Annotated in this window: 23 protein-coding genes, 2 tRNA genes and 1 pseudogene; 12 read left to right on the plus strand and 14 right to left on the minus strand. The window is 43.5% G+C overall.

Translation table 11 applies throughout. The features are described from left to right. Positions 1–30: 30 nt before the first annotated feature. From CL176_RS03020 to CL176_RS03030, 3 genes and pseudogenes are all read right to left on the minus strand, one after another. Positions 31–852: pseudogene (locus CL176_RS03020) on the minus strand (IS3 family transposase); the annotation flags it as partial. A gap of 55 nt (positions 853–907) precedes the next feature. After that, positions 908–1,228 carry a helix-turn-helix domain-containing protein gene (locus tag CL176_RS03025; RefSeq protein ID WP_162890801.1) on the minus strand — a complete coding sequence of 107 codons (321 nt, stop codon included), beginning with the start codon at positions 1,226–1,228 and terminating at the stop codon, positions 908–910. Between the two features lie 174 nt (positions 1,229–1,402). Continuing rightward, on the minus strand, positions 1,403–1,675 hold the full coding sequence (locus CL176_RS03030) for a YkvA family protein (protein ID WP_205528132.1): 273 nt from the start codon (positions 1,673–1,675) through the stop codon (positions 1,403–1,405). Between the two features lie 544 nt (positions 1,676–2,219). On the opposite strand from CL176_RS03030, the gene CL176_RS03035 reads away from it, so the two are divergent. Both CL176_RS03035 and CL176_RS03040 read left to right on the plus strand, forming a co-directional pair. Continuing rightward, on the plus strand, positions 2,220–3,023 hold the full coding sequence (locus CL176_RS03035; RefSeq protein WP_162890802.1) for a transporter substrate-binding domain-containing protein: 804 nt from the start codon (positions 2,220–2,222) through the stop codon (positions 3,021–3,023). Further along, positions 3,023–4,177 (plus strand): M20 metallopeptidase family protein, encoded by a 1,155-nt coding sequence (locus CL176_RS03040; RefSeq protein ID WP_118990001.1) that lies wholly within the window; start codon positions 3,023–3,025, stop codon positions 4,175–4,177. Before CL176_RS03035 ends, CL176_RS03040 begins: the two co-directional genes overlap by 1 nt. A gap of 657 nt (positions 4,178–4,834) precedes the next feature. Here CL176_RS03040 and CL176_RS03045 read toward each other — a convergent pair. Further along, positions 4,835–6,253 (minus strand): ISNCY family transposase, encoded by a 1,419-nt coding sequence (locus tag CL176_RS03045; protein WP_118989613.1) that lies wholly within the window; start codon positions 6,251–6,253, stop codon positions 4,835–4,837. Between the two features lie 177 nt (positions 6,254–6,430). Here CL176_RS03045 and CL176_RS03050 point away from each other — a divergent pair, with 177 nt between their 5' ends. Next, on the plus strand, positions 6,431–7,402 hold the full coding sequence (locus CL176_RS03050) for a tRNA dihydrouridine synthase (RefSeq protein ID WP_118990002.1): 972 nt from the start codon (positions 6,431–6,433) through the stop codon (positions 7,400–7,402). 94 nt (positions 7,403–7,496) lie between these two features. Here the strand turns inward: CL176_RS03050 and CL176_RS12565 are convergent, their stop codons facing one another. The 3 genes from CL176_RS12565 to CL176_RS03065 form a co-directional block, all read right to left on the minus strand. Then, positions 7,497–9,311 (minus strand): FMN-binding protein, encoded by a 1,815-nt coding sequence (locus CL176_RS12565; protein ID WP_118990003.1) that lies wholly within the window; start codon positions 9,309–9,311, stop codon positions 7,497–7,499. A gap of 31 nt (positions 9,312–9,342) precedes the next feature. Then, a complete protein-coding gene (locus CL176_RS03060; RefSeq protein ID WP_118990004.1) occupies positions 9,343–10,695 on the minus strand; it encodes a ferredoxin reductase family protein in 1,353 nt (450 codons plus the stop codon). Positions 10,696–10,998: 303 nt separating this feature from the next. Beyond that, the gene (locus CL176_RS03065) at positions 10,999–11,931 is read right to left on the minus strand and encodes a DDE-type integrase/transposase/recombinase (RefSeq protein WP_118990005.1); all 933 of its coding nucleotides are present in this window, start codon (positions 11,929–11,931) and stop codon (positions 10,999–11,001) included. Positions 11,932–12,573: 642 nt separating this feature from the next. Here CL176_RS03065 and CL176_RS03070 point away from each other — a divergent pair. From CL176_RS03070 to CL176_RS03090, 5 genes are all read left to right on the plus strand, one after another. Further along, positions 12,574–13,575, plus strand: a complete 1,002-nt coding sequence (locus tag CL176_RS03070; RefSeq protein ID WP_118990006.1) for an MsnO8 family LLM class oxidoreductase — start codon at positions 12,574–12,576, stop codon at positions 13,573–13,575. Positions 13,576–13,769: 194 nt separating this feature from the next. Beyond that, complete coding sequence (locus CL176_RS03075) at positions 13,770–14,153, plus strand: DUF1622 domain-containing protein (RefSeq protein WP_118990007.1); 384 nt, start codon at positions 13,770–13,772, stop codon at positions 14,151–14,153. Positions 14,154–14,393: 240 nt separating this feature from the next. Continuing rightward, complete coding sequence (locus tag CL176_RS03080; protein ID WP_118990008.1) at positions 14,394–15,005, plus strand: MptD family putative ECF transporter S component; 612 nt, start codon at positions 14,394–14,396, stop codon at positions 15,003–15,005. After that, complete coding sequence (locus CL176_RS03085) at positions 15,005–15,700, plus strand: energy-coupling factor transporter transmembrane component T (protein WP_118990009.1); 696 nt, start codon at positions 15,005–15,007, stop codon at positions 15,698–15,700. Before CL176_RS03080 ends, CL176_RS03085 begins: the two co-directional genes overlap by 1 nt. 1 nt (position 15,701) lies before the next feature. Next, positions 15,702–17,102, plus strand: coding sequence for an ABC transporter ATP-binding protein (locus tag CL176_RS03090; protein ID WP_118990010.1), 1,401 nt, complete (start codon positions 15,702–15,704; stop codon positions 17,100–17,102). A 128-nt stretch (positions 17,103–17,230) separates the two neighbouring features. Here the strand turns inward: CL176_RS03090 and CL176_RS03095 are convergent, their stop codons facing one another. Beyond that, positions 17,231–18,187: a glutathione S-transferase family protein gene (locus CL176_RS03095; protein ID WP_118990011.1), complete on the minus strand. Its 957-nt coding sequence runs from the start codon at positions 18,185–18,187 to the stop codon at positions 17,231–17,233. 192 nt (positions 18,188–18,379) lie between these two features. Between CL176_RS03095 and fabV the strand changes: the two genes are divergently transcribed. Beyond that, positions 18,380–19,579, plus strand: a complete 1,200-nt coding sequence (fabV, locus tag CL176_RS03100; RefSeq protein WP_118990012.1) for an enoyl-ACP reductase FabV — start codon at positions 18,380–18,382, stop codon at positions 19,577–19,579. Between the two features lie 201 nt (positions 19,580–19,780). On the opposite strand, the gene CL176_RS03105 is transcribed toward fabV, so the two are convergent. From CL176_RS03105 to CL176_RS03115, 3 genes are read right to left on the minus strand one after another with little or no spacing between them, the layout of a single operon-like run. Next, positions 19,781–20,962, minus strand: a complete 1,182-nt coding sequence (locus CL176_RS03105) for an HAD family hydrolase (RefSeq protein ID WP_118990013.1) — start codon at positions 20,960–20,962, stop codon at positions 19,781–19,783. Between the two features lie 10 nt (positions 20,963–20,972). Then, positions 20,973–21,722: an alpha/beta fold hydrolase gene (locus tag CL176_RS03110; protein ID WP_118990014.1), complete on the minus strand. Its 750-nt coding sequence runs from the start codon at positions 21,720–21,722 to the stop codon at positions 20,973–20,975. Between the two features lie 60 nt (positions 21,723–21,782). Continuing rightward, the gene (locus CL176_RS03115) at positions 21,783–22,469 is read right to left on the minus strand and encodes a YggS family pyridoxal phosphate-dependent enzyme (protein ID WP_118990015.1); all 687 of its coding nucleotides are present in this window, start codon (positions 22,467–22,469) and stop codon (positions 21,783–21,785) included. Between the two features lie 63 nt (positions 22,470–22,532). Here CL176_RS03115 and CL176_RS03120 point away from each other — a divergent pair. Continuing rightward, positions 22,533–22,621 (plus strand) — tRNA-Ser (locus tag CL176_RS03120). A 67-nt stretch (positions 22,622–22,688) separates the two neighbouring features. Here the strand turns inward: CL176_RS03120 and CL176_RS03125 are convergent. From CL176_RS03125 to CL176_RS03135, 3 genes are all read right to left on the minus strand, one after another. Next, positions 22,689–24,050: a DUF438 domain-containing protein gene (locus CL176_RS03125; RefSeq protein ID WP_118990016.1), complete on the minus strand. Its 1,362-nt coding sequence runs from the start codon at positions 24,048–24,050 to the stop codon at positions 22,689–22,691. Beyond that, positions 24,040–24,282 (minus strand): DUF1858 domain-containing protein, encoded by a 243-nt coding sequence (locus tag CL176_RS03130; RefSeq protein ID WP_118990017.1) that lies wholly within the window; start codon positions 24,280–24,282, stop codon positions 24,040–24,042. Before CL176_RS03130 ends, CL176_RS03125 begins: the two co-directional genes overlap by 11 nt. Before the next feature lie 183 nt (positions 24,283–24,465). After that, positions 24,466–24,538 (minus strand) — tRNA-Val (locus tag CL176_RS03135). 136 nt (positions 24,539–24,674) lie between these two features. Between CL176_RS03135 and CL176_RS03140 the strand changes: the two genes are divergently transcribed. After that, complete coding sequence (locus CL176_RS03140) at positions 24,675–25,208, plus strand: RDD family protein (protein ID WP_118990018.1); 534 nt, start codon at positions 24,675–24,677, stop codon at positions 25,206–25,208. A gap of 65 nt (positions 25,209–25,273) precedes the next feature. Beyond that, the gene (locus CL176_RS03145) at positions 25,274–25,558 is read left to right on the plus strand and encodes a hypothetical protein (protein ID WP_118990019.1); all 285 of its coding nucleotides are present in this window, start codon (positions 25,274–25,276) and stop codon (positions 25,556–25,558) included. The last annotated feature ends 26 nt before the right edge of the window (positions 25,559–25,584 follow it).

Here is a 25,584-nt window from a genome sequence, read left to right on the forward strand (position 1 = left end):
GGTGGTCCCTTTTTAGATTACAACAAACAGATAAACTTTCCCATAAAACATTTCTTGTTTCATGATGCCGAAGAAGTTCTCCATCGGCGCATTATCTAAACAATTTCCCTTTCGGGACATACTCTGGAAAATCTGATGATCTTTCAATAATTGTTGATAGTCGTTCATCTGATAAGCCCAGCCTTGGTCCGAATGAAAGGTTCGTCTAAATTGGCAATCTTTTGTAGCTTCAACGGCTTCTTCGAAGGCTTCCATCATACTTTCCTTATTAGGTTGTTTTGAGATTTTATAGCTAATGACTTCCAGATTAAACAAGTCAATAAAGGGATCTAAATACAACTTTTTCAATTGATACTGTCCTGAATCATCAGCTTCATAATAATGGAACTCCGTTGTATCTGTCACAATTTTCTGGTGTGGAATAGAACTTGTAAATCTACGATTTAAGCGATTAGGTGCTTTCTCACCAATATCACCTTGATAGGAGTTGTATTTCCGTGATTTTCGAGTAAATGAGGTCACTTGTAGATTCATTTCTTTCATCAATCGTTGAACTTTTTTCTTATTGACGGTATAACCACGACGACGTAACTCCGCATGAACACGGCGATAACCGTAGTTTTCATGTGCTTGACGAATATCAAGAATTTCTTCTTTTAATGCTTCGTCTTTATTGGGTCTATTCAAACACTCTAATTGATAATAATAGGTTGCCTTAGGAAAATCTAAAGTCTTCAGTATCAGCGTCAAAGAATACACTGTAGACTCATGGAGATTACGGATGGCCATCACTTCTTGTTGTCGTGTTGCCGCTTGTCTGCTTCCCGCAACCTCCTCAATTCCTTTAAAAATTTATTCTCAATATCTAGCATTTGAATGCGTTCTTCTTGTTCTTTAATGATTTCCTTTAAGGCATCTGGATCACTCGGTAAAGGCGTCTTTTTGGGATTTTGTGGATTTTTTTCTGTGAATTAGACATGGTAGTTGGCCTCCCTATTGGTCTAGATAAGCCACCAATACCGTCTTCCTTAAAGGCTCGCATCCAATTTGCGATTAAGCTTGGATTATTGATCCCTAATTGGACACCGACTTCGCGATAGCTTAACTCTGTAGTTAAGTACAATTCTATCGCATATAGCTTGGTTTCTAAAGGATAAGACTGTCTTGTTGACTTAACTTGAAGGCCTTCTAAGCCGAAATCTTGATAATTATGGATCCATCGTTTCACTATTGACTGAGCGATTTGATATTTTTTCGCTAAAGTCCTAAATCCGCCTTTCCAGCTTCGTAGTCAGTAACAATTTGAAGTTTCGTTTCTAAACTATACTTGGTCATAAAAATACCCCCAAAAGTTAGATTTTTTGGTCTAACTTTTGGGGGTCGGCTCAGAGACAGGTTCTTATTAATAATCCTCGGGAGTGACGTCTTTGAGAGTCTCCGGATCCTGAGATAAATTTGTTTCCAGAAGTGATTTCGCAACTTTGGTTAATATAGCCATTACTAAAGCGTCATCTACTAGACCTAACGGCCCGGCGACAGCACTTGGCAACAAGTCTAAAGGCACGAAGAAGTAGATGAAGGCAAGGACGATGATTCCTTTTATGTAGAATGGCGTCTCTTGCTTAAATAAAGCTTTTATAAACTGAAACATGGATAAATCTTGTGTTTTATTCATATCATCACCCTTTCTTCATAAGTATACCGGCTAAGGTAGAGTGGCACATCCGTCTTGAGGCGGAAATTTCGCTCTGGCTATAGTGCTTTGTAAATGTCCGGCGTGCAAAAGCTATCATTCAGTCTATGATCATTGATTAAACACTTATTACTTATCGAATACCCATATATCTACTTAATTTTTAATTATTTTATCATTTTACACTTGACGGCATTCTCAAAAACTGATACATTAATATCAACACCAAAACACGTCGTTGATTAAGAGAGTAGAACTTCTAAAAGCGCAGCGAGATGGGGTAGAGTGGAAGCCCATTGCTGGAAGAAGTTTGAACCGCACTTATGAGACTGGCTCTTTTGAGCCCGCTGGCCGAGCGTTACCAAAAGGAGTGAATGAACCCATTTGTGGGGAGTTAACTAGAGTGGTACCGCGGGGCAGACGTCTCGTCTCTATAACTATTTTATGGATAGTTATGGAGGCGAGGCGTCTTTTGATTTTAGCGCTGAATCACAGCGGTATGGTGAATAAAATTTGAGGTGACATGATGAAGAAATTAATGAAATTATTGACGCTAGTAGTCTTTACATTAGGCTTATTTAACGCTCAAGTAGCTCAAGCTGCTACTTTGGATGAGATTAAGGAAAAAGGGCAATTAGTTGTCGGCATGAATGCGGAGTATCCACCCTTTGAATGGGTAGAGATGGTAGATGGCAAAGATCAAGTTGTCGGGATTGATGCAGAATTGGCGCAACTGATTGCGGATGCGATTGGCGTTGAGCTGGTCATTGATAACCGTGCTTTTGATTCTTTAATTCCAACTTTGAATACGAATAAGATTGACTTAATCATCTCGGGGATGTCCAATACTGAAGAGCGGGCTAAGCAAGTGGATTTTTCTGTTTCCTATTATGATCCAGTGAGTATTTTTGCCGTGAGAACGGAAGATGCGGATACATTTACCCAGCTGGGAGACTTTAATAACGCCAAGGTTGGGGCACTGATGACGTCTACTCAAGAGCATTATCTCAAGCAAGATATGCCTGACGTAAATCTTGTGTCCATGGGCAAGAATGGTGATTTAATCGAAGGGCTCGTTGCCAAAAAAGTTGACGCAATCTTCATGTCTGATTTGACGTTGGAGCAATATCTTACTACTTACAGTGACCGTGTGAGTCTCGTTGAAGGCATTGAAATCAATAATGAGCTGCTCGGGACATCTGTTGCCATGAGTAAAGGCAATACGGAACTTTTAGAAGTGGTTAATAAGGTCATCGAAGACGCCAAAGCAGACGGTACCTTGGAGCAAATTTTCGCAGACAGCATCGCCAAAGCTGGCCAAACTGAATAATGGAAGCCTATATCCCGCAAATGCTAGCAGACCGCCGGTATTTGCACGCCCACCCAGAGCTGTCCTTTCAAGAATTTGCGACTGCCCGCTACGTCCAAGAAGAGTTGCGTAGACTGCGACACTTGAGTGCATGCTTGCACCCGACAGAGACAAGTATTATCGCTGTTTTCAAAACTGGACGCCCGGGAAAGAAGATTGGTTTACGTGCTGATATGGACGCCTTGCCCATCGAGGAGCAGACTGGCTTGCCTTTTGCTTCGCAAATACCTGGTATAATGCATGCTTGTGGTCACGATGCTCACACCGCCATGCTGCTGGCGGCTTGTCGTTGGATTGATGATCATATCGCGACATTATCTGGCGACATTTACTGCATCTTTCAACATGCGGAAGAGTTACCGCCTGGTGGGGCACAAGCTTTGGTAGACAGCGATTTTTTGGCAGGTTTGGATTTTATTTATGGCCAACATGTGACGCCAAATTTACCTGTCGGTCAAGTCGATCTCAAAATAGGTTCCGTCACCACTAACACGGACTACTTTCAAATTGACCTTCACGGCCCCGGCGGACACACTGCTCGGCCAGATCAAGGGGTGAATCTGCTCAGTGTAGCAAGTCACTTAATTCAATCCATTCATCAAATTCCTAGCCAAGCCCTGCATCCCCAGGAGATGGCTGCGGTAACCTGTAGCTTTATCCAGTCTGGCGATGCTCATTCCTTGAACGTTATGGGACAAAGTTTAACGCTGTCTGGTATGATACGAACATTTGAGAGGAGTCTCACAGAAAAGGTCCAGGAACGTATTGAGCAATATGTTGAACATGCTTGTAGCCTACAAGATATCCACTGGCAAGTATCTTTCGAACAAGGAGCTAGAGCGGTCCTGAATGATGCAGCCCTCAGCCAAGAAATTCGCCAACATGTCCAAACTTGGCTGGGTGAAAACTTGCTGATGAAACCACCCGCTATGGTCGGTAAAGACTTCTCAGCCTACCAGCAAATTTGTCCGACATCTTTCGCCCTCATTGGTGTACGAAAATCATCGGCGGTAGAGGAAGTAGCACCCCTCCATAGTCCGTACTTTGACTTGGATGAAGCAGGGATGGAGTTTGGCTTGAAAATGTTAGTGAGTGTGTTAGAACTGAGTAAATGAAGCGTATCTGCTTAGACAACTTACGAATAAAGTTGATGCCACGGCTGTTTGCCGTGGTTTCTTTATTAGAAGCACGACTTTCGCTTTCAGCCACAATGGGTACAGGATGCAGTATCTTTTGGGATTTCTGACTATCCTTGACTAACGAGGTGCCTTCCTACCACGCTAGTCAAATTGCCTTCCACTTACGTGGTAGAGTCGCCCCACACCATTCAAACACCTATTCACTAACGTGGTAGAGTTGCGCCACGCCATTCAACCACCTATCCACTTACGTGGTAGAGTCGCCCCACGCCATTCAAACACCTATCCACTTACGTGGTAGAGTCGCCCCACGCCATTCAACCACCTATCCACTTACGTGGAAGAGTCGCCCCACGCCATTCAAACACCTATTCACTTACGTGGTAACCAGTTACCACGCCAGTCGACGTTTCCCAAAATCAGGACTCCTTCGCCAATCTCCAAACGCCTCCCTAATCCTTTACGCTGCAGACTTACGATTCCACAACTTTCGCTTGTCAAGCACAAATGAAAATGTCCCGATTTTTTGTTTTTTAACGTGCAAAGAAAGGGAGTAAAAAACTACCGCGCTTCGCTTGGTTGCTTCGCAATAAAGGGCGATACAAAGAGCGCATCGCCCTTCATCACGAAGGATCAAGATGTCACTTCAACTAGCTCTTTTTTCTTTATGTATTCTTGTTTCTTTAGATATTGTTGATAAGATTGAGCTTTCCACGGATGCGACATGGGTGGAATGTGTGGCTTCGGTTTAGGTTGAGCTTCCTGAATATCCAGTGTTTTAGACACAGCTTGGTGTGACGGCATTTCAATCAGCTCAAAGAGTTGATTTTTATGAGAGACAAAGAGTTGTTGATTACGAGTGCTAATAACCATGACTTTCGTTTTTCTTGGCAAATAGACTTGCTGCCCATGCTGGTCGTAAAGATGATAGACTTGGTTGTTGTATCGAACGGTATGACCAGAGTGAATGACACGTAGGGCAAATTTAGCGAGGATCTGATTGAGATTTGTGTCTGCTGATAGTTTTTCAAAGGCATTTATGCTATCTTTAATGGGGTGAGCGAATTTTTGATTAAACTGCGGGAGGTAGTCCCTTAGAAACTGATTCGCTTCATCCATATTGCGGATACCACTTAACCGCATTTCTTGAAGTAAGCGGTTTTGAAATGTACCGAAAAGACGTTCAATACGTCCTTTAGCTTGGGGGACTGAGGTCGCTTCCAGTTCAATTCCGAGTGTCTGGCAAGCATATCCGTATTGAGTGAGGGCCTGCTCTTCAAGAGCAGCGCCCTTTTTTGGTGCGTGGGCCCCTGAGAAGATACTGCGATAATCCGTCAAAATGCGATGAGGAATACCGTAGTGGGTCAGGAATTGATGTGAGACTTGGTAATAGCCTTCAAGCGTCTCCTGTGCCGCGAAATAAGCGCCTACGACCGTGCCAGTGGCATCATCAATGGCGGCATGGAGGTAGTAATCGTTCTCATCCGCCTCAAACCATGGATGCTGTGAGGCATCCATTTGAAGCAGTTCCCCAGCATATTTGCATCGAGGACGACTCGGGTGTGCTTTTGAGTTTTCAACGATTTGAACCCCCTGTAAGGTATCTTTTTCGTGATGGGTTAAGCCTTTCTTGTCCGCTTTGTCTTCGAGCTCTTTAGCGACACGCCGTTTAGTTCGACGGGTAGCCAGAGGCGAGACAATGTGCACTTCCTTCAAGATATTTCTCAGCGAGCTTTCAGAGAGGTGTTCCCCCTCAACTTCTTGAAGTTTTTCATGGAAGTGCGTGAAGTTAAAGTCATAGTATTTCGAGCGATAGAGCTGAACAATTCGTTTTCGAGTATGACGGTCAATGGTTGTAGAAGGTTTGCGGTTGGCATTCTTGTGTCTGAAGCCTTTTCGCCCCTCTTGTTTGTATTTAAGAATCAATCGATTGATCTGTCGTCTGGATAAGTTTAATTCCACTTCAGCACGAGCTTTGGATTTCCGTCCATTGACGACGGCCTTGATGATATTATATTTATGTTTCTCATTCATGTTAAGATAATCCTCCATTGAGATCCCTCCTTAGCTTTACTATACACTAAAGTGGGACATTTTCATTTACGTTCACTTGAGACATTATCATTTGTGGATGAAACAGACTTACGATTCCACAACTTTCGCTTTGCTTATTCAGAAGGAATTGAGTATAATAGGCCGATGTGAAAAATCAACGAAAGGACGGGACCTATGGAAGAGAATTTCTGGCAAGACTTGCCTAAACCTTTTTTTATTTTGGCACCGATGGAGGATGTGACGGATGTGGTCTTTCGGCATGTCATTGCGGAAGCAGGGGCACCGGATGTTTATTTTACCGAGTTTACCAATAGTGAGAGTTACTGCCATCCGGATGGTATTGAAAGTGTGCGCGGGCGTTTAACTTATACTGAAGATGAACAGCCGATTGTTGCCCATATTTGGGGTGACAAGCCGGAGCATTTCCGTCAGATGAGTATAGGAATGAAGGAGATGGGCTTTAAGGGCATTGATTTGAATATGGGCTGTCCCGCACCGAATGTCTTCAAACATGGTCGGGGTGCAGGGCTTATTCTGCGTCCGGAAGTTGCCGCTGAACTGATTCAAGCAGCTAAAGTCGGAGGCCTGCCAGTCAGTGTCAAAACACGACTAGGTCACAAAGACTTGGATGAATGGCGTGACTGGTTGCGTCACATCCTCGAGCAGGACATTGCGAATTTATCCATTCACTTGCGCACCAAGGTTGAAATGAGTAAGGCGGATGCTCATTGGGAACTGATTCCTGAAATTAAGGCCTTGCGTGATGAGGTAGCTCCTGATACCTTGCTGACAATAAACGGAGATATCCCCGACTACCAAACCGGCCTGGAACTTGTAGAAAAGTATGGAGTGGACGGGGTGATGATTGGCCGAGGCGTCTTTACAAATCCTTTCGCCTTTGCGAAAGAGTCCAAAAACCACAGTCCAGCAGAATTGCTCGATCTTTTGCGTACTCACTTAGATTTATTTGATGAATATTCTCAGAAAGAGCCCCGTCTCTTTAAGCCACTTCGTCGCTTCTTTAAAATATATGTCAGGGAATTCAAGGGTGCCAATGATCTGCGCATTGCCCTAATGGAAACCGAGTCGACCGATGAAGTACGTGCATTGTTGGACGCTTTCCAGCAACAAGCTGAGACGGCCTAGTACTTAAAAGTGTGTAAATTTTACACAATACCAAAAAACAGCGTGAACCCCAATTAAGTAAGGTTCACGCTGTTTTTAACATGTATTTATTTACCTATTTCTTCAAAGCTTTTTCGACCGCTTCAATGATTGCTTCACTGGTTACTGTCGCACCGGATACGGTTTCGATGTCAGTTGAGTTGGCTTTGATAATTTCCTTAGGAACGTCTTCAAGAGCTGCGTCGGCAATGCCTTCGGTTTCTTCTTGGGCAATAAGCTTAATGGCTGTAATTTTGCCATCTTCTACAAGAACTTCTACTGTCAGAGGTCCATTGTGACCGTCGACGGTTGCTTCGAATTTGCCGTCTTCGTATTCAGCCTCATCGTCTGAAGTCTCGATAGTTTTTAAGGCTTCTTCGACTGCTTCAATAATCGCTTCGCTCGTTACGGTTGCACCAGAAACAGTGTCCACATCCGTACCATTCGCTTCAACGATTGCTGCTGGCACTTCTTCCAGGGCTGGATCAGCAATGCCTTCGCTTTCTTTGTGTTCGGTAACTTCAACGTCAGTAATTTTGCCGTCTTTTACCTTAACTTCTACCGTTAGATCACCGTTATGACCTTTAGCAGTACCTGTATATTCACCGTCTTTGAGTTCCGTTTCATCCGCTTTATCTTCGTCATCTTCAGAAGATGTACTTTCATCGGAATCTTCCTCAGCAGACGCGCTTTCTTCAGATTCACTTTCCTCAGACGCTTCATCCGATGCACTTTCCTCAGAGTCGCTTTCTTCATCCGCTTCATCTTCCGTAGCAACAACTGCGGCTGCATCAGCCCCTAATGCTTCGTTAACGGCTGCAATAATCGCCTCACTTGTTACGGTTGCACCAGAAACAGTGTCTACATCCGTACCATTCGCTTCAACGATCGCTGCTGGCACTTCTTCCAGAGCAGGGTCAGCGATACCTTCGCTTTCTTCGTGTTCAGTTACGTCCACGGCAGTAATTACACCGTCTTCAACCGTCACTTCAACGGTTAATTCACCATTATGACCGTCAACGGTTGCCGTATGGGTTCCGTCTTCATAAGTTGTATCAGTTGTAGTTACTGCTCCTGTGGCTTCGCTTGCATCAGAAGCATCAGACTCTTCAGAACCTTCAGTTGATTCCCCTGATGCGTCACTTTCTTCTGCGGCAGATTCAGTGACAACCACCCCTGCACCGCTGTCAGCAGTATCAACGACAAGAGCTGCGTTAACGGCTTGGATGATAGCTTCACTGGTCACTGTCGCTCCAGAAACGGTATCCACGTCGGTACCATTTGCTTCAACAATCGCTGCCGGCACGTCTTCTAGGGCAGGGTCAGCGATCCCAGCGGACTCTTCGTGTTCAACGACAGTAACGTCCGTAATAGCTCCCACTTCGATTGTTACATCGACGGTTAAAGGTCCATTATGCCCATCTACAGTTGCAGTATAGGTTCCATCTTCCATATCCGCAGGATTGGCTGCGACGCCTTCGGTGCCACCGCCAGTGCCTAGGGCATTGTTAACCGCTTCGATAATACCATTCGACGTTGAAGAAGCGCCCGAGACAACTGCTACGTCTGTCCCGTTTTTTTCAACGATTTCTTCAGGAATTTGTTCTAAAGCCGGATCGGAGATTCCTTCGGTTTCACCGTGTTCGACTACTTCAACGTTTGTAATGGCCCCACCTTCAACGGTTACTTCCACAGCTACGTCGCCGCCGAAGCCTTGGCCTACTCCTTCATAGACGCCGTCTTCTAAGCTATCTACAGTAACGGTAGGGCTGTCGGTTGCTTGTGTGTCATTGCTGAAGTTGACCCCATCCGCGAAGATGAAGGTAACGACACCAAAGGTCACCAAAGCACTCACGACAAGTTTCCAGAAATATTTTGCTAAATTTCCCATTTATCTATGCCTCCCTTTCTTAAAGATCGATCTAGAAATCAAAATCATCGATGTGCTTACGCTCAAAAGGCACATTGTTATCATCAAGAATCTTGCGTGTTGCATTTAACATTGGTCCCGGTCCACAGACGAAGAAGTGCGCATCAGTATACATGCGAGCACCGGCTGTTTCGCGGATTAGATCATCGGTAATGAAACCGAAGCCATAGCCAGGTACTTCATCAATGGAGAAGACGATATGATAGTGAAAGTTCGGATTAACCTTACGATAAGACTCCAACTCTTCAACCATAAATAAATCTTCTGCTAAAGAAAGTCCCCAGTATAGGTGAATTTCACGTTGGCTACCTTTCTCGATTTCTGAGCGAAGGAGTGATAAGTTCGGGGTTAAACCAATCCCACCACCTAAGAGGATGAACGGTGTGCTTTCTGGTTCTCGACGAACTTCTTCAGGATAGAAGTCTCCGTATGGACCTTCTAAGGTTGCAATATCGCCAACTTTAACGTTCTTCAATTGCTCGGTCCAGTCCCCAGCATCTTTAATCATAAATTGAATTGAATTCGGGAATTGCTTCGTTTGTGCAGAGGATGTGGAGAATGGATGCGGTTCTTTACCAATAGCCACATCGCCTTGGAAGCGAATGAAAAAATAATCTCCAGGATGGTAGTCTTTAATGCGACCATTCACTGGTTCAAATTCTAAGACCCAAAGAGTTGGTGTACCACGCTCAATGCTTTTCACACGGTATTTCGGCTCACGAGCAATTTCAAGTTTCCACCACAAGAAGTAGCCGACAATGAGTACAGTGTAGAAGGTTAAAAGGCCAATATAAGCAGTATTTGCGCGTAGGAAAGGAATCGATAAGCTTTGCATATATGTTCCTAGAATGGCTGCAATCGCTGAAATGCGGTGAATCCATAGCATTACTTCACGGTTGAAGACATTTAGCTTTAAGTTCATCAAGAATTTACTTTGCTTGATAAACATACTGGATAGTGACAACATTCCTGAAAGGAAGCCACCCCAAATACCGAAATAACCAATATAGCCCCAGAAAGCTGCTGGGCTACGAAACATTGCCCCTAAACCTTGCCAGTAGAAAGCAATATGACCTGTCGCTAGAATTAAGGCAACTAAGGTCATGATCGCATGGATTTCATACATCTTTGGCATACCAAAGTGCTTTTCAAGGAAACGAGGTCTTGAACCAATAAACATCCCGGTAAGCATCAAGGAGTAGGCTAAAGGTGATACAGCACAAGAGAGTAATTGCTGCCAAGATAACGTGCCCATGCCTGAAAGTAACGTCGCTAATAAAGTAGCAAACATGAATAAGGCCATAAATGTCAGAAGCCAATCTGACCAAAATTCTTTATTTTTCATATATTCTTTACACCTCTTTTAATTCTAATCTAAACAACACCAAATATACTGACGATCCCCCTTCAAATCTCACACTTGTCGAAAAAAGTGAGCTATTATTATTGTATAGGAAATCACAATAAACGCAAGAGGAAAAACTTCATTATTTCTTCAAAAATGTAGAGAAGTCAAACATTTGTGACACAAGCTCTGAAAAATAGTTTGTGGAAAAGCAGTTAAACAATCAGAATATTTCTGGAAAGTTTTGTCAAGGCCTTTAGAGCGAAGCGTGCCTTGACGAAACTTGGAAGAAATATATAATGGCTAACCTGCTTTTTCAAAAAATTCAGCGACAACTTCATTTGGATTCTTGAAATTTAAAATCTTCCGGTAGGTATTATTGTAGCTTGTATTGTACCTTCTTAAAGCTTTTTCTAGCTCCTCTTCACTGGAAAAACGTCTTCTTGAATAGAATCTTGTTTCGTCTTCTCGGTGACTCCTCTCTACCAACCCGTTCTGCCAAGGACAATAAGGAGCAGTCGTTTGATAGTCGATATCCAAGAAATTTAAGATCTTTTGGAACCTTGATTTCTTATCGGTTTCCTGAGGGTCGTTGGTAAATTCTTTCCCGTTGTCAGTTTGTATCTTGTCAATCTTAAAGCCCATTTCCTCTTCCAAAGTGAGAACGAATTCAGAGGTTGTATAGGTGCTATTTTCATTCATCAGACTCAGCACCCTCTTGCGTGAATAAGCGTCTATGGCCGTGATTTGGTAATATCTTTTATGGTGACTCACAAAGCCGATAGAGTTCACAGGAACGTATTTAACATCAATTTGAACCAGTTGACCAGGATGAGTGTATTTAGACTTTTCTTTCTGCTTCTTGCGTTTTTTCTTGGCTTTTGAAGGCTTGCCTAGACCCATCTTTCTGATTTGTCGGCACATGGAATCATAAGACCTGGTGTAGCCCTCATCTTTGCATTTGCGGTAGACGTGAGCTAACCCACGGTGTCTATGGTGCCTATGCATATGTTTAATCAGATTTAATTCATCCTGTGTATGTTGGTTAGGATGTGATTTAGGACGAGTAGACTTCTTTCGCAAAGATTCAATTGATCCATCATACCTTTGTCGCCATCTCTGAACATATTGCCTGGATTTATGATATCTCCTTGCGGCTGCGGCATTATTATTCACTTTAATGGCATACTTAACAATTCGTTCGCGATGTTTCATACCTTCTGTTATAATAGACATATAAGAGATCCTTTCTATGTTTATAATTGTTCACAAATCTATTATAACAGAGGGGTCTCTTTTTTGTTTGTTTTATGTCACAAATGTATTATCGCCTAACAAAAAACTTCATTATTTCTTCAAAAATTGCTACTTTTTATATGATGAGAGAAATCTTTTATTAATAATTTCTATGATTTTTAATTGAAGAACTGAGGAGTAGAGTGCAGTTACCCAAAGAGGAGCTGAATATTGTGGATAAATATCTTTATTTGTTTTTGCGCCACTGAGAAATAGCTGATTGGAAAAATGGTTTGAGGGGCTTGCTTTAGCCAAATTGATTAGAAAAAGTATAAATAATCACATAGAAAACAGTTAAGGTCACTTAAATTAATCTATGCATAGGTTTCTGATTGTGCTGTACTTAACTAAGGGGAAGATCTCTTAGTCAGTATTTGTCTAGCAATCTTTACTTTCAGAGGTTTCATAGTTAAGGGAGCTTTCTCAAATTTATAAAGGCAATCAAAAAACTAAAAATAACTAGTTTGAAGCAGAAAGTGAAAAGGTTGGCTTTCTGTGCTTTTTGTGAATATTTATACTTTTATATAGTCCTTTATACTTAAAAAATGATATAATGTAATTGTTATAGAGAGGATGATACTTATGGAGTTAGGTGTTCATGATTTAGTGTCTAAAGATCCAAATAAAAGTACTGAAGAAGTATATAAGGAGACAGCTGATTTTGTTCAAGCGATTGAACAGTTGAACTATAAACGTTATTGGTTCGCAGAGCATCATAATGCTCCCAACTATGCGAGTGTATCACCTGAATTGCATGTGGCGCATATGGCGGCTTTGACGAGTCGAATCCGTCTTGGGACAGGCGGAACCATGATTATGCACTATTCGCCCTTGAAGATTGCAGAGAATATGAAGACCTTATCAGGCATGGCTCCTGGACGTATTGATATCGGAATTGGCCGGGCCCCAGGAAGCGGGCCCAATGAAGTAATGGCTTTAGCACAAGGCAAGCCGGAAGGTTTCGATGACTTATACGACAAGATTGATGTCATCTTAGATTACTTACAAGACTATAAAGCTCCGGGCATTTATGGTAAGACACAGGCTATGCCAGCAGTAGCTCATCTTCATGAGCCTTGGCTGCTTGGTTCTTCCGGGCAATCAGCTATTCAAGCTGCCGAGCGTGGTTTAGGTTATAGTTTCGCCAAGTTTTTTGGCGTAGAGACCGACCTGCGCGTCTTTACGCAGTATCGTCAGCACTTCGGTCCGAGTCGTTTTTTCCAGAATCCAAAAGTGATGGTCGGTTATCAAATTGTTATTGCTGATAGTCAAGAAGAAGCAGACTATTTAGCCAAACCAATTGAATTAGGTCACCTTGCTCAAGCGCAAGGAAAGCTGCTTGATACGACTAATCCGGAAGATTTGAAAGATGTGCAGATGGATGCGGCTGGAACAAATTTTATTCAAGAGATGTACGATAATCACTATATGATTAAAGGGACTCCGGAAACGGTTGAAACAGTGCTCGCCCAAGAAATAGAAACGTTGGGTATTGATGAGTTGATTGTTTACGCGCCGCTCTATGATACGCAAGCTCGTATTGCCTCTTATCGCCATTTAGCCAAGATGTTTAACAAAATATAATTAACAAGATAATGCTCACATTCGGGTTTTTATCAGACTTCGTGCAGTGTAATTCTACCTACATTTACCATAAAGGTTGATAAGACGCTGTTATACTAGGAAGTCAGACGAAAATCCGATTTTTTTTGAGAATGTGTGAGCAATCATGCTATAATGGAAGTAAATATATTTTGATTAGGAAGGTGGCTTGTGCCATGGAGTGGTTTCACTTTATTGAGGACTGGTTTGCGCCCTTAGTGATTCATGTCTTGGAATTTATAGGTATTGTCCTTATTGCAGTTGGAAGCTTGCGGGCTTTCTGGGCGCTCATTAAGTCGAATTTCGATTTTGGCGATCGGACAACCAAGATTGTCTTGGGGGAGTGCTTGGCTTTAAGTTTGGAATTTAAGCTTGGGGCTGAGATTATTAAATCGGTCATTATTCGTGATATGCAGGAATTAATTATTCTAGCTTTTGTTGTCGTTATCCGGATTGTATTGACCTATGTGATTCATTGGGAGTTGAAGCAGATGGATCAAGATCAAATGCACCAAACCTTAGAGCAGGAGAAAAGTGACGCGCAGAACGCGAACCTTTAAAGGTGGATGAGAACCCAAAAACTTGTCCAATACCATTGCATTCCTTTTACCCATAACGTTGGAATAGGTTGGCCTGTGCGTATTATTTTTACCACATAAGGGCCTGACAGTATTCAAGTGTATTTATCAAGCGGCTATTAGCGTTAAAAATAACAAGCTTTTCAAAGTCGTTGAGATATGTTAGTCTAAAGTGAAATAGGTTAATCATTAATGAAGCAATATTAGTAAGGAAGTGTTTATTTGAGTCAGTCAAGCAGATGGAAGACGCAGGATTTCATTACTACAGGTATTTTTGCAGCACTTTATTTTATCATTATTTCGATTTCTCTGGGTCTGTGTGTGCTCGTTGCCCCACTCTTAGGCCTCGGTTATCCTTTCTTCTATGTGCCAATTATTGTGGCCTTATTAGGTGGGGCAATCTTTATGCTCCTAGCCTTACGGGTGCAGAAGTTTGGTGCGTTGACCTTTCTAGGCTGTGTATTTGGGGTGTTCAACTTTATTAGCGGTCTATTTCCTAAGAGTCTTTTGATTAGTTTGCCGATTGCTCTCTTAGCGGATTATATTGCTTGCCGCTCTCGTTACCAAAGCCGTAAAGGCCTCCTAGTCAGTTATGTGGTGTTCGCTTATAACTGTGTGGGACCTATGGTGTCTATGTTAGCAGATAAGGACGGCTTTACCCAGGCTTTAGTGGATATGGGACGGTCAATGGAGTACGTGGAGACGATTTACAATCAGATGTCGACGGGTATGACAGTGGGGGTTCTGCTTGCGATTTTCGTTTGTGCGTTAATCGGCGGCTATTTCGGCCAGTATTTAACCCGCAAGCATTTCGTAAAGGCAGGGATTGTCTAATGCAGATACACTTCGATCCTAGGGCCAAGCTAGTATTGCTACTGCTTGGCCCGCTTTTAGTTGATGCACAGCTAGCGCCGGGCTGGGAAGTCGCGACGGCCTTCATTTATTGGGTACCGTTTCTGCTTTCGGGCCGTTATCGGATGGCGGTGAATTTCGGCTTAGTCTATGCCTTGCAATGGTTTATCATGCTCTGGGTCATTCCACGGGTTGAAAGTGATTTTCTATTATTTTCCTTAACGCTTTTTGCCAGTGGCAATCGCAAAATGATGCCCGGTTTGATGGCTGGTTTTCATTTTATCGCAACAACCAGTGTGGGCGAGATGACCAGTCTGCTGAAACGCTGGCGTGTGCCCAATGGACTGGTGACAATGATTGCGGTGATGATGCGCTTTTTCCCGACGATTTACCAAGATTACCAACAAATTCGTGATGCCATGGCCTTGCGAGGTATACATCGTGGTTTCTGGGGGGCTTTAAGGCATCCGGTGCGGACCTTTGAATACATTCTGGTGCCGATGCTGATGAATGCGAGTCGGGTGGCCCAAGATATTACCGTATCCGCTCTGACCAAGGGGATTAGCCTTCCTGGACGCCATACCTCTTTGATAAGTTTAAAGATGGGAATCCAAGATTGGCTATTGATTCTCTTGGCCTTGGTACCCTTTGTAGCCAAAGGAATCGGAGGACTTTAATATGACTATTACTAGCAAGAATATTTCCTTTACGCACCTTCATCAAGTGACGCCTTCCATCCGGGATATTTCGCTTACGATTCAAGCGGGGGAGTGTGTGCTCATTACCGGGCGTAGCGGAAGTGGCAAGACTACCTATAGCCGGATACTGAACGGCTTAAGCCCTGAATACTTTGAAGGGGATTTAAGCGGTGAGAACTGGACTTTGACGATGAAAGCTGGCGAAGCTCCTATCGAAGCTTATGCAGCCCATGTAGGAAGTGTCTTCCAGAATCCGAAGAGCCAACATTTCAATATCAATACCACCCATGAGATGGCTTTCCCCTGTGAAAATCAAGGAGTGGAGCCCGAGGCGATTCAAGAGCGTATTCAAGAAGTGGCCCAAGCTTTCGGCATTGAGCATCTCTTAGACCGTAATATCTTTGAATTATCCGGGGGCGAGAAGCAATTGATTGCCTTTGGCGCAGCGGCCATGATGGACCCCGATGTATATATCTTAGATGAGGTGACAAGCAATCTTGACGCCCAAGCCATTGCCTCGGTGGCACGGATTATTCGCCTCTTAAAGTCCCAAGGCAGAACAATCGTAATCTTCGACCATCGGCTAGCTTGGACAACAGATTTTGTAGATCGGTATCTCTATTTCAATCAGGGAGCATTGACCCAGGAATGGACGCGGGAGGCGCTACTTGGCTTAAGTGAAGTGGAACGCGAAGCGCTTGGTTTACGCCCAACAGATTTGAGTCCTTATAAGGCAACTTTACAGACCAAGCGTATTCAGCCGATTGTTTCTGATACGGGACTCTCTGCAAAAAAATTGGCGATTGGCTACGACATTCATAAGCCGGTCAAAATTGACTTGAACTTCACTTTAGAACCTGGCCAAGTAACCGGACTGATGGGCCCCAACGGGAGTGGCAAATCCACTTTGGCCCGTACCCTCGTGGGCTTAGAAAAGCCTATAGCAGGTGAAGTGCGCTGGCAAGGTCAAGCGCAGAAGCCAAAGGTTTTGACGAAACAAGCATTTCTAGTTATGCAGGACACGAATTATCAATTGTTCAGTGATTCGGTCGAGCAGGAAATCCTTCTAGGAGCGGCTTTTCCAGAGCGAATCAGTGATATTCTTGAACAACTTTCGCTCACTGACGTGCGTGAGCAACATCCAATGAGTCTGTCTGGTGGCCAGAAGCAACGGGTTATGATTGCCTCAGCACTTTTATCAGGGAAGCCCTTTGTTGTATTTGATGAGCCGACCAGTGGCTTGGATATGGACAATATGATGCGCTTTGGCGAAGTGTTAAGCTATTTGAAGTCGCAAGGCTTTGTGGTTCTGTTAATTACGCATGATGAGGAACTCGCAGCCTTGTGGTGTGATCAAATTCTAAATATGCAGGAGTTGTAAGTTATATCCATAGACCTTGCCGAAAAGAGGACAATGCAAGCGACGTTGTTTTAGACTGAAATCCAACATTTACATAAAAGCAAATAAAGCACTGCGGGCCCTTCATAGAGCTGGCAGTGCTTTACTGATTATAAACTAAAATCTATGTCCGGTCCTTTGGGAACAATACCTGTCGGATTAATAGTCCGGTGGCTGCGATAATAATGCTCTTTAATATGGTCGAAATGGACGGTATCCGCGAATTCAGGCATAGCATACAGTTTGCGAGTATAAAGCCATAAGTTGGGATAATCCTTTAGTTGGCGAATATTACATTTAAAGTGGCCGAAATAAACCGCATCAAAGCGGATAAGGGTAGTAAAGAGCCGAATGTCTGCTTCTGTTAATTGGTCACCGATTAAATAATTGCGGCCTTCTAAATAGGCTTCTAATTGATCTAGAGCCTGAAAAAGAGTATTTACTTCTTCCTCATAGACCTCTTGGCGGGTCGCAAAGCCCGCTTTATATACACCGTTATTGATGGCATCATAGACAAAGTCGTTCATCTGATCAATTTCTTCGCGCAAGGCTTCCGGATAGTAGTCACCGGCTTTGGCACCGATACCATCAAAAGCAGCATTAAAAATACGGAGAATTTCTGCTGATTCGTTGTTAACGATTTGGTCCGATTTCTGGTCATAAAGGACTGGTACAGTTACATTACCACTGTAATTTGGCTCAACATGCGTATAAATTTCATGCAAGTAACGCGCGTTAATGACAGGGTCTGCTATGACACCTTCTGCTTCCGCGAAAGTCCAACCGTGCTCTAACATGAGCGGGTTCACCACGGATACGCTAATGAAATCTTCAAGCCCTTTCAACTTACGCATAATCAGTACTCGATTTGCCCAAGGACAGGCGTAACTGACATATAAGTGATAGCGCCCTTTCTCTGCTTTAAAGCCTCCTGCGCCAGTTGGCCCTGCTTCACCTGTTGGTGTAATCCAACTGCGGAACTGTGAATCTTTCCGAATGAAGCGTCCGCCACTTTCTTCGGTATCATACCATTGATCATGCCACTGACCATCTACTAATAAACCCATGCAATCATCCTTTCTATTTCTTTCATTATAACGAAAATCGCCTAAGACACAATCAATATGCAAGTTCATAATCAATTCAAAATACTTTGATATAACTGAGCGCAACTGATAGGTGACCAGAAAGAATTCCTGCTGTCATCAGTCATCGAGTATGGTAAAATATATATATATTTTTTTGCAAAGGAGAAAAACATGGCATTAGATATTCAACCAAAAATGCGGGGCAATGTCTTGATGGGCATTAATCCAATGGGATTGAAGCAAGAAATTCAAAACCAAATTAATTATGTTAAATCACAAGGAACTTATGAAGCACCGAAACGGGTGCTTATCTTGGGTGCATCGAGTAGCTATGGCTTAGCGACCCGTATTACCTTAGCGTTTGGTGGGGGAGCCGATACGATTGGGGTATCTTATGAGAATGGCCCACGTACCGAACGCAATTTAGGGACGCCAGGTTGGTATAATAATATCTTCTTCAAGGAAGCAGCCGAAGCGGAAGGGCTAGTGGCCAAGAATTTCGTCGGTGATGCCTTCAGCGATGAAATGAAAGCAAACGTTATTGAGTACATCCAAGAGGAATTTGGTGGGAAAGTGGATCTAGTTGTCTACAGCTTAGCGACGGGTCGACGCACCGATCCAGAAACAGGTGAAACTTATCGTTCTTCCATTAAAGCAATCGGCCAAACGGTTGAAGGGCCGGACATTAATTTGGAGAAGGAAGAATTCTATGCTGGCCACTTGGAAGCGGCGAGCGAAGAAGAGATTGAAGCGACTGTCAAAGTTATGGGTGGCGAGGATTGGTATATTTGGATGCAAGCCTTGCACGAGGCTGGTGTCTTAGCAGAAGGTGCCAAGACCTTCTGTTATTCCTACCTTGGTGATAATTTGAATCGCAGTTACTATCAAGACGGCACCTTAGGACGAGCTAAGGCTGACTGCGATGCGAAAGCTGAGATGATTGCTGATATATTAGCTGATATTAACGGCGAAGCACGGGTTATTGTCGCGACAGCTGTGACCACAAAGGCCAGTGCTGTCATTCCATTCTTCCCCGTATACTGTCTCGGCCTGTATAAAGTGATGGAAGAAGAAGGGACTCATGAGACACCGATTATGCACCAAGACCGCATATACCGCACAATGGTTTATGGTGACGCGCCGGAATATGATGAAGTAGGGCGCTTGCGTCCTGACAGTTGGGAATTAAGGCCAGAAACCCAAGCTAAAGCCGAAGAACTCATTCGCCAAATTGACGCAGAGAACTTTAATACCGACTTCACTGCCTGGGATACTTTCATGCATGAATTCCTGAACTTGAATGGCTTTGACGTAGACCATTACGAACATGAAGAAGTTACTTTAGAAGACTTGCAGGCTTTAGAGCCGTAAAATACTAAACAGCGTAGAACCGTGCCTACTGGGATGGCTTGGTTTTACGCTGTTCTTTATATATGCTTCAATTTAAAGACCGTTTTCAACAGTAGCTAAAGAGTAGTATAATTATCTGCTGAACTTCAGTGGCTGAGTGAGATTCATGGCCGACAAGCTACATATCCAGATCAAGCTTGTATCAGTTTAAATGTAGATAGCTTAAGCCTCTACTTCGCCTGGCTTAATATAGGCCACGTCGCTTCCGAATGGAATCGAGGCTTGACTTGGGCGCAAGGACCCCGAATTATTATCAATGCCTTGTACAAAGTAGGTTGCATCAGCTTGACCATAGGAATTACGGGCCAAGTCGACGAATTCTTGTGTGCCATCTTTGAGGAGACGATTGAATAGCACCTTTAGCTCCGTCTCGTCAAATTGCTTGAACATATCATAATCGCCCATACTATCACCGAACAGAGCGGCAGGTTCCTGACCATTAAATTGGGGCAAGATGTGGGTGCGAATGAGTGCTGTCTTGCCTGGGCCTTTCGTAATAAAGCTTGGGTCTTTCATAATGGGTAGAATTTGCCCTTGGGTGTTCAATTCATACTCCATACCGTAAATTTGATGTTCCGGTACTTGTAAACCAAAGGTGTGGCCAGCTACAGTTACGACATCGACAGGGCTAGCTGAGACGATAAAGGTTTGAATATTAAAAGCTTGAAAGGCATGGTAGAGATTCTGGATTTCTTTAGGGTAGCGAATCCCCGCTTCGAAATGGGCCGTGACTTTACCTGTGAGTCCGGGCTGTTCTTGCGGACTTTCAAAAACCCAAAGATCCATAGGTAGTTGCAAGGCCCACTTTAACATATCTTGGGTAATGAGACGCAATTGCTCCGGCGTGTAGCCTGCAAATAAATAGGTCAGCCACATTTGGCCAACTTGCCGCTGGAAATGACCATTAACATAGACATAATAATAGCGCAACTTGGCTGCAAAAGAGCGATAGGACCTGGTCTGTTTAACTTGTTGCAAGGTAAGTAGAGGATGCTGGGACGCAATATATTCTTCATGCAACCACTGGTAGTCTTTGACAATATCCGCAACTAAACGGCGCAAGGTTAATTCTGGTCGGCGTTCATCGAGGGCATCATCCAAAGGGAAATCTCCAGCTGTCAAAATCCGCTCAAAGTCACGTGGATTTAATAAGTACAGTAAATTCTCCATGAAATAAACCATCAAATGATCTTCAATGTCGTGAATCACACTCGTGTTGTCAAAGTCAAAGACAACATACTGCTGAGTTTTACCGGCTTGCGGCCAGCGATGTTCATGGATAAAGCGCTGTAAACGTTGGTGTAAGGTCGATTCCCAACCATTCTGTGCAAAAAATTGGCTCATACTTGCCTCCTCAAATTAATTTTCCTTGAAAAAATCTACAAAAAAAGTCTGTTACCAAGTCCATGGTCGCGATGTCTACCAAATGCCCAGCTTTTGTGAAATGCGCCTCAATATTGGCTGCCGGGTTATCCGCGACAAAAGCTTGCACCGGCTCAATAGGGACCCGCTCATCCTCATCCCCGTGCCAAATAAAGAGGGGGCGATTTGCTAAGCGCTCAGGATTCAACGATAAGTCGTAAAGTTCAAGCCATTGGGTTAAGGCCCGGTAATCCTTAGGTAAGTGGAAATTCAGAGTCTGTGCGTGGCCCATAATGCGATCGCGGTAATGAATTAAACTCGGGGTTCCCATGACACAAGCGGCTGCTTGGATTTCTGGATGCTGTGTCAACAGAGCGGTCGTGGTCATGCCACCCATGGAGATGCCTCCGACGGCCAGGCGTTCATCTGCTAAATCCCGACTTTGGAAGTAGGCAACGATATAATCAAATTCGAATAAATTGCCGTGAATACTATTCCAGAAAGTCAACGAAGGGATAGGTGAAATCTCACGGGCCCGTTCACCGTGGTTGGGTGCGTCCGGCAAGACGACTCGTAAGCCTTCAGCTGCAAGTTTGCGTGCTTGGGTTAGCATCAATGTCTTGTTGATTTGCCAACCATGATAGTAAATGATAAGCGGTAGCTTATTACCGCGTAGCTTTTCAGCGACTACTTCCAGTACAGGGATATTCCCCACGAGTCGCTTGCGGACAATTGTTTTCATATTATCACCTCTTGCTTAGCATACGCATCCCAGTTCTTGAAAGAAACGTATTTGCTCAATCTAAGCTCCTTCAAAAAGAGTCGTTCCTACGCGTACCATTGTGGCACCTTCTTCAACCGCGATGGCATAATCTTGACTCATTCCCATGCTCAACGCCTGACACGGTGCATGCGGATAGCCCACTTCAGCAATTTGGGTTTGTAAATGTTTCATTTGCTGGAAATAAGTGCGCAAGTCCTCTTCGGACGCATCATAAGGCGCCATGGTCATCAGACCAACGACGGTAATATGAGGAAACTCTGCCAGCTCTTGAATAAAAGCTTCTACCAATTCCGGTGGAAACCCTGTCTTACTTGCTTCCTGGCTGACATTCACCTGTACGAAGCATTTCACTGGCTTCCTGGCTCGCTTATTGATTTCTTTAGCCAAAGATAAACGGTCCAGAGAATGAATGTATTCAACCTGATTGACAATATCCTTAACCTTACGCGATTGCAGACGACCGATAAAGTGCCAATGAATCTCATCAGCAATATCGGCCAAGGCTTCTTGACGCTCCAGTAATTGATCACTGCGGTTTTCTGCGAAATGCCGCTCACCTAAGTCATACAGACGACGCATATGGTCAATATCTGTTGATTTGGTTACCGCAACTAATTGCACCTCACTTGCATCTCGTTCACTCTTATAGCAAGCTTCTTCGATGGTCTGATGGACTCGGTCCACATTTGCTTTTAATGTTTCCAAAGCAGACACTCCTTTAAAAGATATTTATTTTGTCTTTTATCTGTGATAAAATAATTCCATTATGGAGAGTTACCCAAGTTCGGCTGAAGGGGACGGTCTCGAAAACCGTTAGGGCGCTCTGCGTCGCAAGGGTTCAAATCCCTTACTCTCCGTCTGAATCATTATAGCGAAGAATGTGGCTGATTACAAAGTCACTTTCTTCGCTTTTTTGAGAATAAGTTATTCAATTTCCGACAAGTCAGTCTTCATTGGTGTAGGTAAGTTTCTAAAAGGCTGAATATCTTGGACGGTCTCAAGAATCCCCTTATAAACGCCGTCTTTATCTCGAACTGCCCGGTAAGTAACATAAACAAAGCGTCCATCCTTGCGTTCAAACCACATACTCTCACTATCTCGGCGACCATTGCGTAAATCTTCAATCAGCTGACTTACCTTTGGCCAACTTTGGGGTGGATGGCAGAATTCGATATTGCGACCGAGTTGACTATTTGTGCGTTTGAAGAGCATGTGCTCCGGATCTTCCATATGATTGTAATATTGGAAGGTATCTTCTGCGCTTACAAAAGTTACCTCAAGGGGCAGATGGTCCAGAAGTAGGCCCACTTCTTCAACACTCAAGTGACCTTGTTCAAATTGTAGCGTATTGGATGGCGGCAGCTCAGGCTTTGGTTCCCAACTTACCCGAATCGTTCCCTTGTCGGTTTCGATGGCAACATTTGTAGACTGAGGACTTGCACTCGCTGGCGCAACTTCTGGTTGACTTGGTGGAGTGGTGGCCTGGGGTGCTACCTTTAGGGGCTCGGCCAACTCTTCTGGTTCCCACACTTGGCTGGGCTTGATGATGGCGTAGCCGTAAGCAGAACTTTCCTGAGCAATGTCTGCCCAATCTTTCACGGTTAAAGCTTCCATTAAGATATTAAGCAAGATGGCTTCTTCTTTGAATATCATTTCTTCGAACTCATAACGAAAGGTTGCATAAGCTTCCTGGAAAGCTGCCATATTTGCCACAGATAATTCATTCAGAATCTTTCCTGCTTCTTGAAATAAGCTGCGAATTTCGTCGTCTTTCGCCCACATTACCTTAGGCGGGGCAGTATGACCGGCTGCTTCCATCTTAGGAAAGAACAGTTTCTCCTTGCGTTCATAGTGCACATCGAATTGCCCTAATAGTTCCCATTGATACTGTAAGCCCTGGTAAACCCCTGGGTAATCCTCGTCTTTTGTATCCATCGTCTCCATAGCTTTGAGAATATTATCAATGCGCAAGAGAGTCGAACGTAAGGCCAAGTTCTCATCTTTAAAAACACGTACTGGATGACCCGGATGATCAATCGAATCTGCCTCAGTCTCATCAATCTTGCCTTCAAACATCTTCGCATGGACGTTACATAAGTTGAGCACGTCTTCAAAAGTAATTGGATTATCCTCCCGGCCAATCAACTCCTGCTCCATCATCGCAACTTCCATTGCACTAACGGAAGCGAAATGTGTATTGAACTCCTCTTGTACCTCTTCAGGGGGTGTCCCTTCATGTAACTTCATGAGAATATTTAATAAAGTATCAATCCGTTTATTCTGCATCAACGTCAGCTCCTTTCACTATATAGCCATTCCATATCAATTCTTTCACCAATTGGGTCATGGGGATTCCAATCATCTTTGCCCCTCTGCGTAAGCTAACCACTTTCCCTACCGATTGGCGCATAATCGGATTAGCTAGAGGCTTGAAACCTATATTAACCAATAAATCCAATAACTCTGGCTGATTGTCTAACACGTCTGCTACAGGAATGTCCAAATCTACTTCATTCATTTCCTTGCCTCTTTTCTAATTTAGGTGAATTTTTCAAGTTTCTTTAAGCTGCCTATATATAGATTATATCTTCTATTATAAACTAAGCTTCAGTGAAGCGTATTCTCATATTTAAGTATGCCATACTCATTTAAGCGTGTAAATTCCAATAAAAAAAGATCCGTCAAATGACGAATCTTGAAATGGTCCCTACTGGGCTCGAACCAGTGACCCCCAGCTTGTCGAGCTGGTGCTCTCCCAACTGAGCTAAGGAACCTCTGTGGGTATGGACCTTATTATACAGAATTTAAATTTAAATGCAAATCTTTTTTATGAATTTCTTTTACCGGTTTGGTTTTTATGCTAAAGTAGGACTATCTTACACTAGCAAAATATAAAAAGAGGTTAGGCATATGAGTCAATATACAGAATTTGAAACGAATGAAACGATTACCAAGGGCCGCCGTATCGCAAGTTTATTAACAGACTGGATGGTCCTGATTTTCTGTGTCATGTTAGTACTTGCGGTGCTTTTATTTGTAGACACCTTATTGCATTGGTTTACTCCATGGCGGTTATCTCCTCTTGCTTGGTGCATTTCTCTTTTGCTTTTTCTGCTTGTGCCTTTGTGGCTTGGCGGAACTTATCTTGAAGTCAAGAGAGGTGGTTCAATGGGGCAACAAATGATGCGCTTGCAGGTAGCATATCAACAATCCAACTTAGGGCGTCGCTTATTGCGTAGTGGTCTTAAAGTCATGCCTGTAGCTAGTTTTCTCTATGCGCTAGCCCTGTATTTCATCTCTGGCGAGATGTCAGGGCTAGCTTGGGGCTTATTGCTTTTTTCTGCACTTTTACTTATACTTATATTGGTAATGACGTTTACACGAGCGGATCGCCGGCATTTTATTGATTTACTTGTGGGAAGTTATTTAATTTCGATGGATTAGGGCTAGCTATTCTGTTTAAATCATATTATAATGGCTAAACTAGAAATTTAAGAGGAGGTAGGACCATGACGCTTTGCCGTGTCTATGAACCTGCAGCAGAAATCACGAATCCTGAAGAATTTGCTAAAGCACTCAAAGATTTTGCTAAAGATGAACATAAAGATTTAGAAATTATCGACTTATCGATGACACCACGTATCCGTCTGGATGGTAAAGAATATGTATGTCGTTTACAGGCAGCTGATTTAGCTGTTACCGAAAACCCATTCCAACGGGCGTTTGGTATGATTGATGATAGTCCGAATCATAAGGTCATTGGTATTTACCGCGAAGAAGTATTGCAAGACTAAGGTAGCAAAAGACGAGACTCAGTTGA

Origin of the sequence: Suicoccus acidiformans, assembly GCF_003546865.1 — a bacterium.
Lineage (GTDB): Bacteria > Bacillota > Bacilli > Lactobacillales > Aerococcaceae > Suicoccus > Suicoccus acidiformans.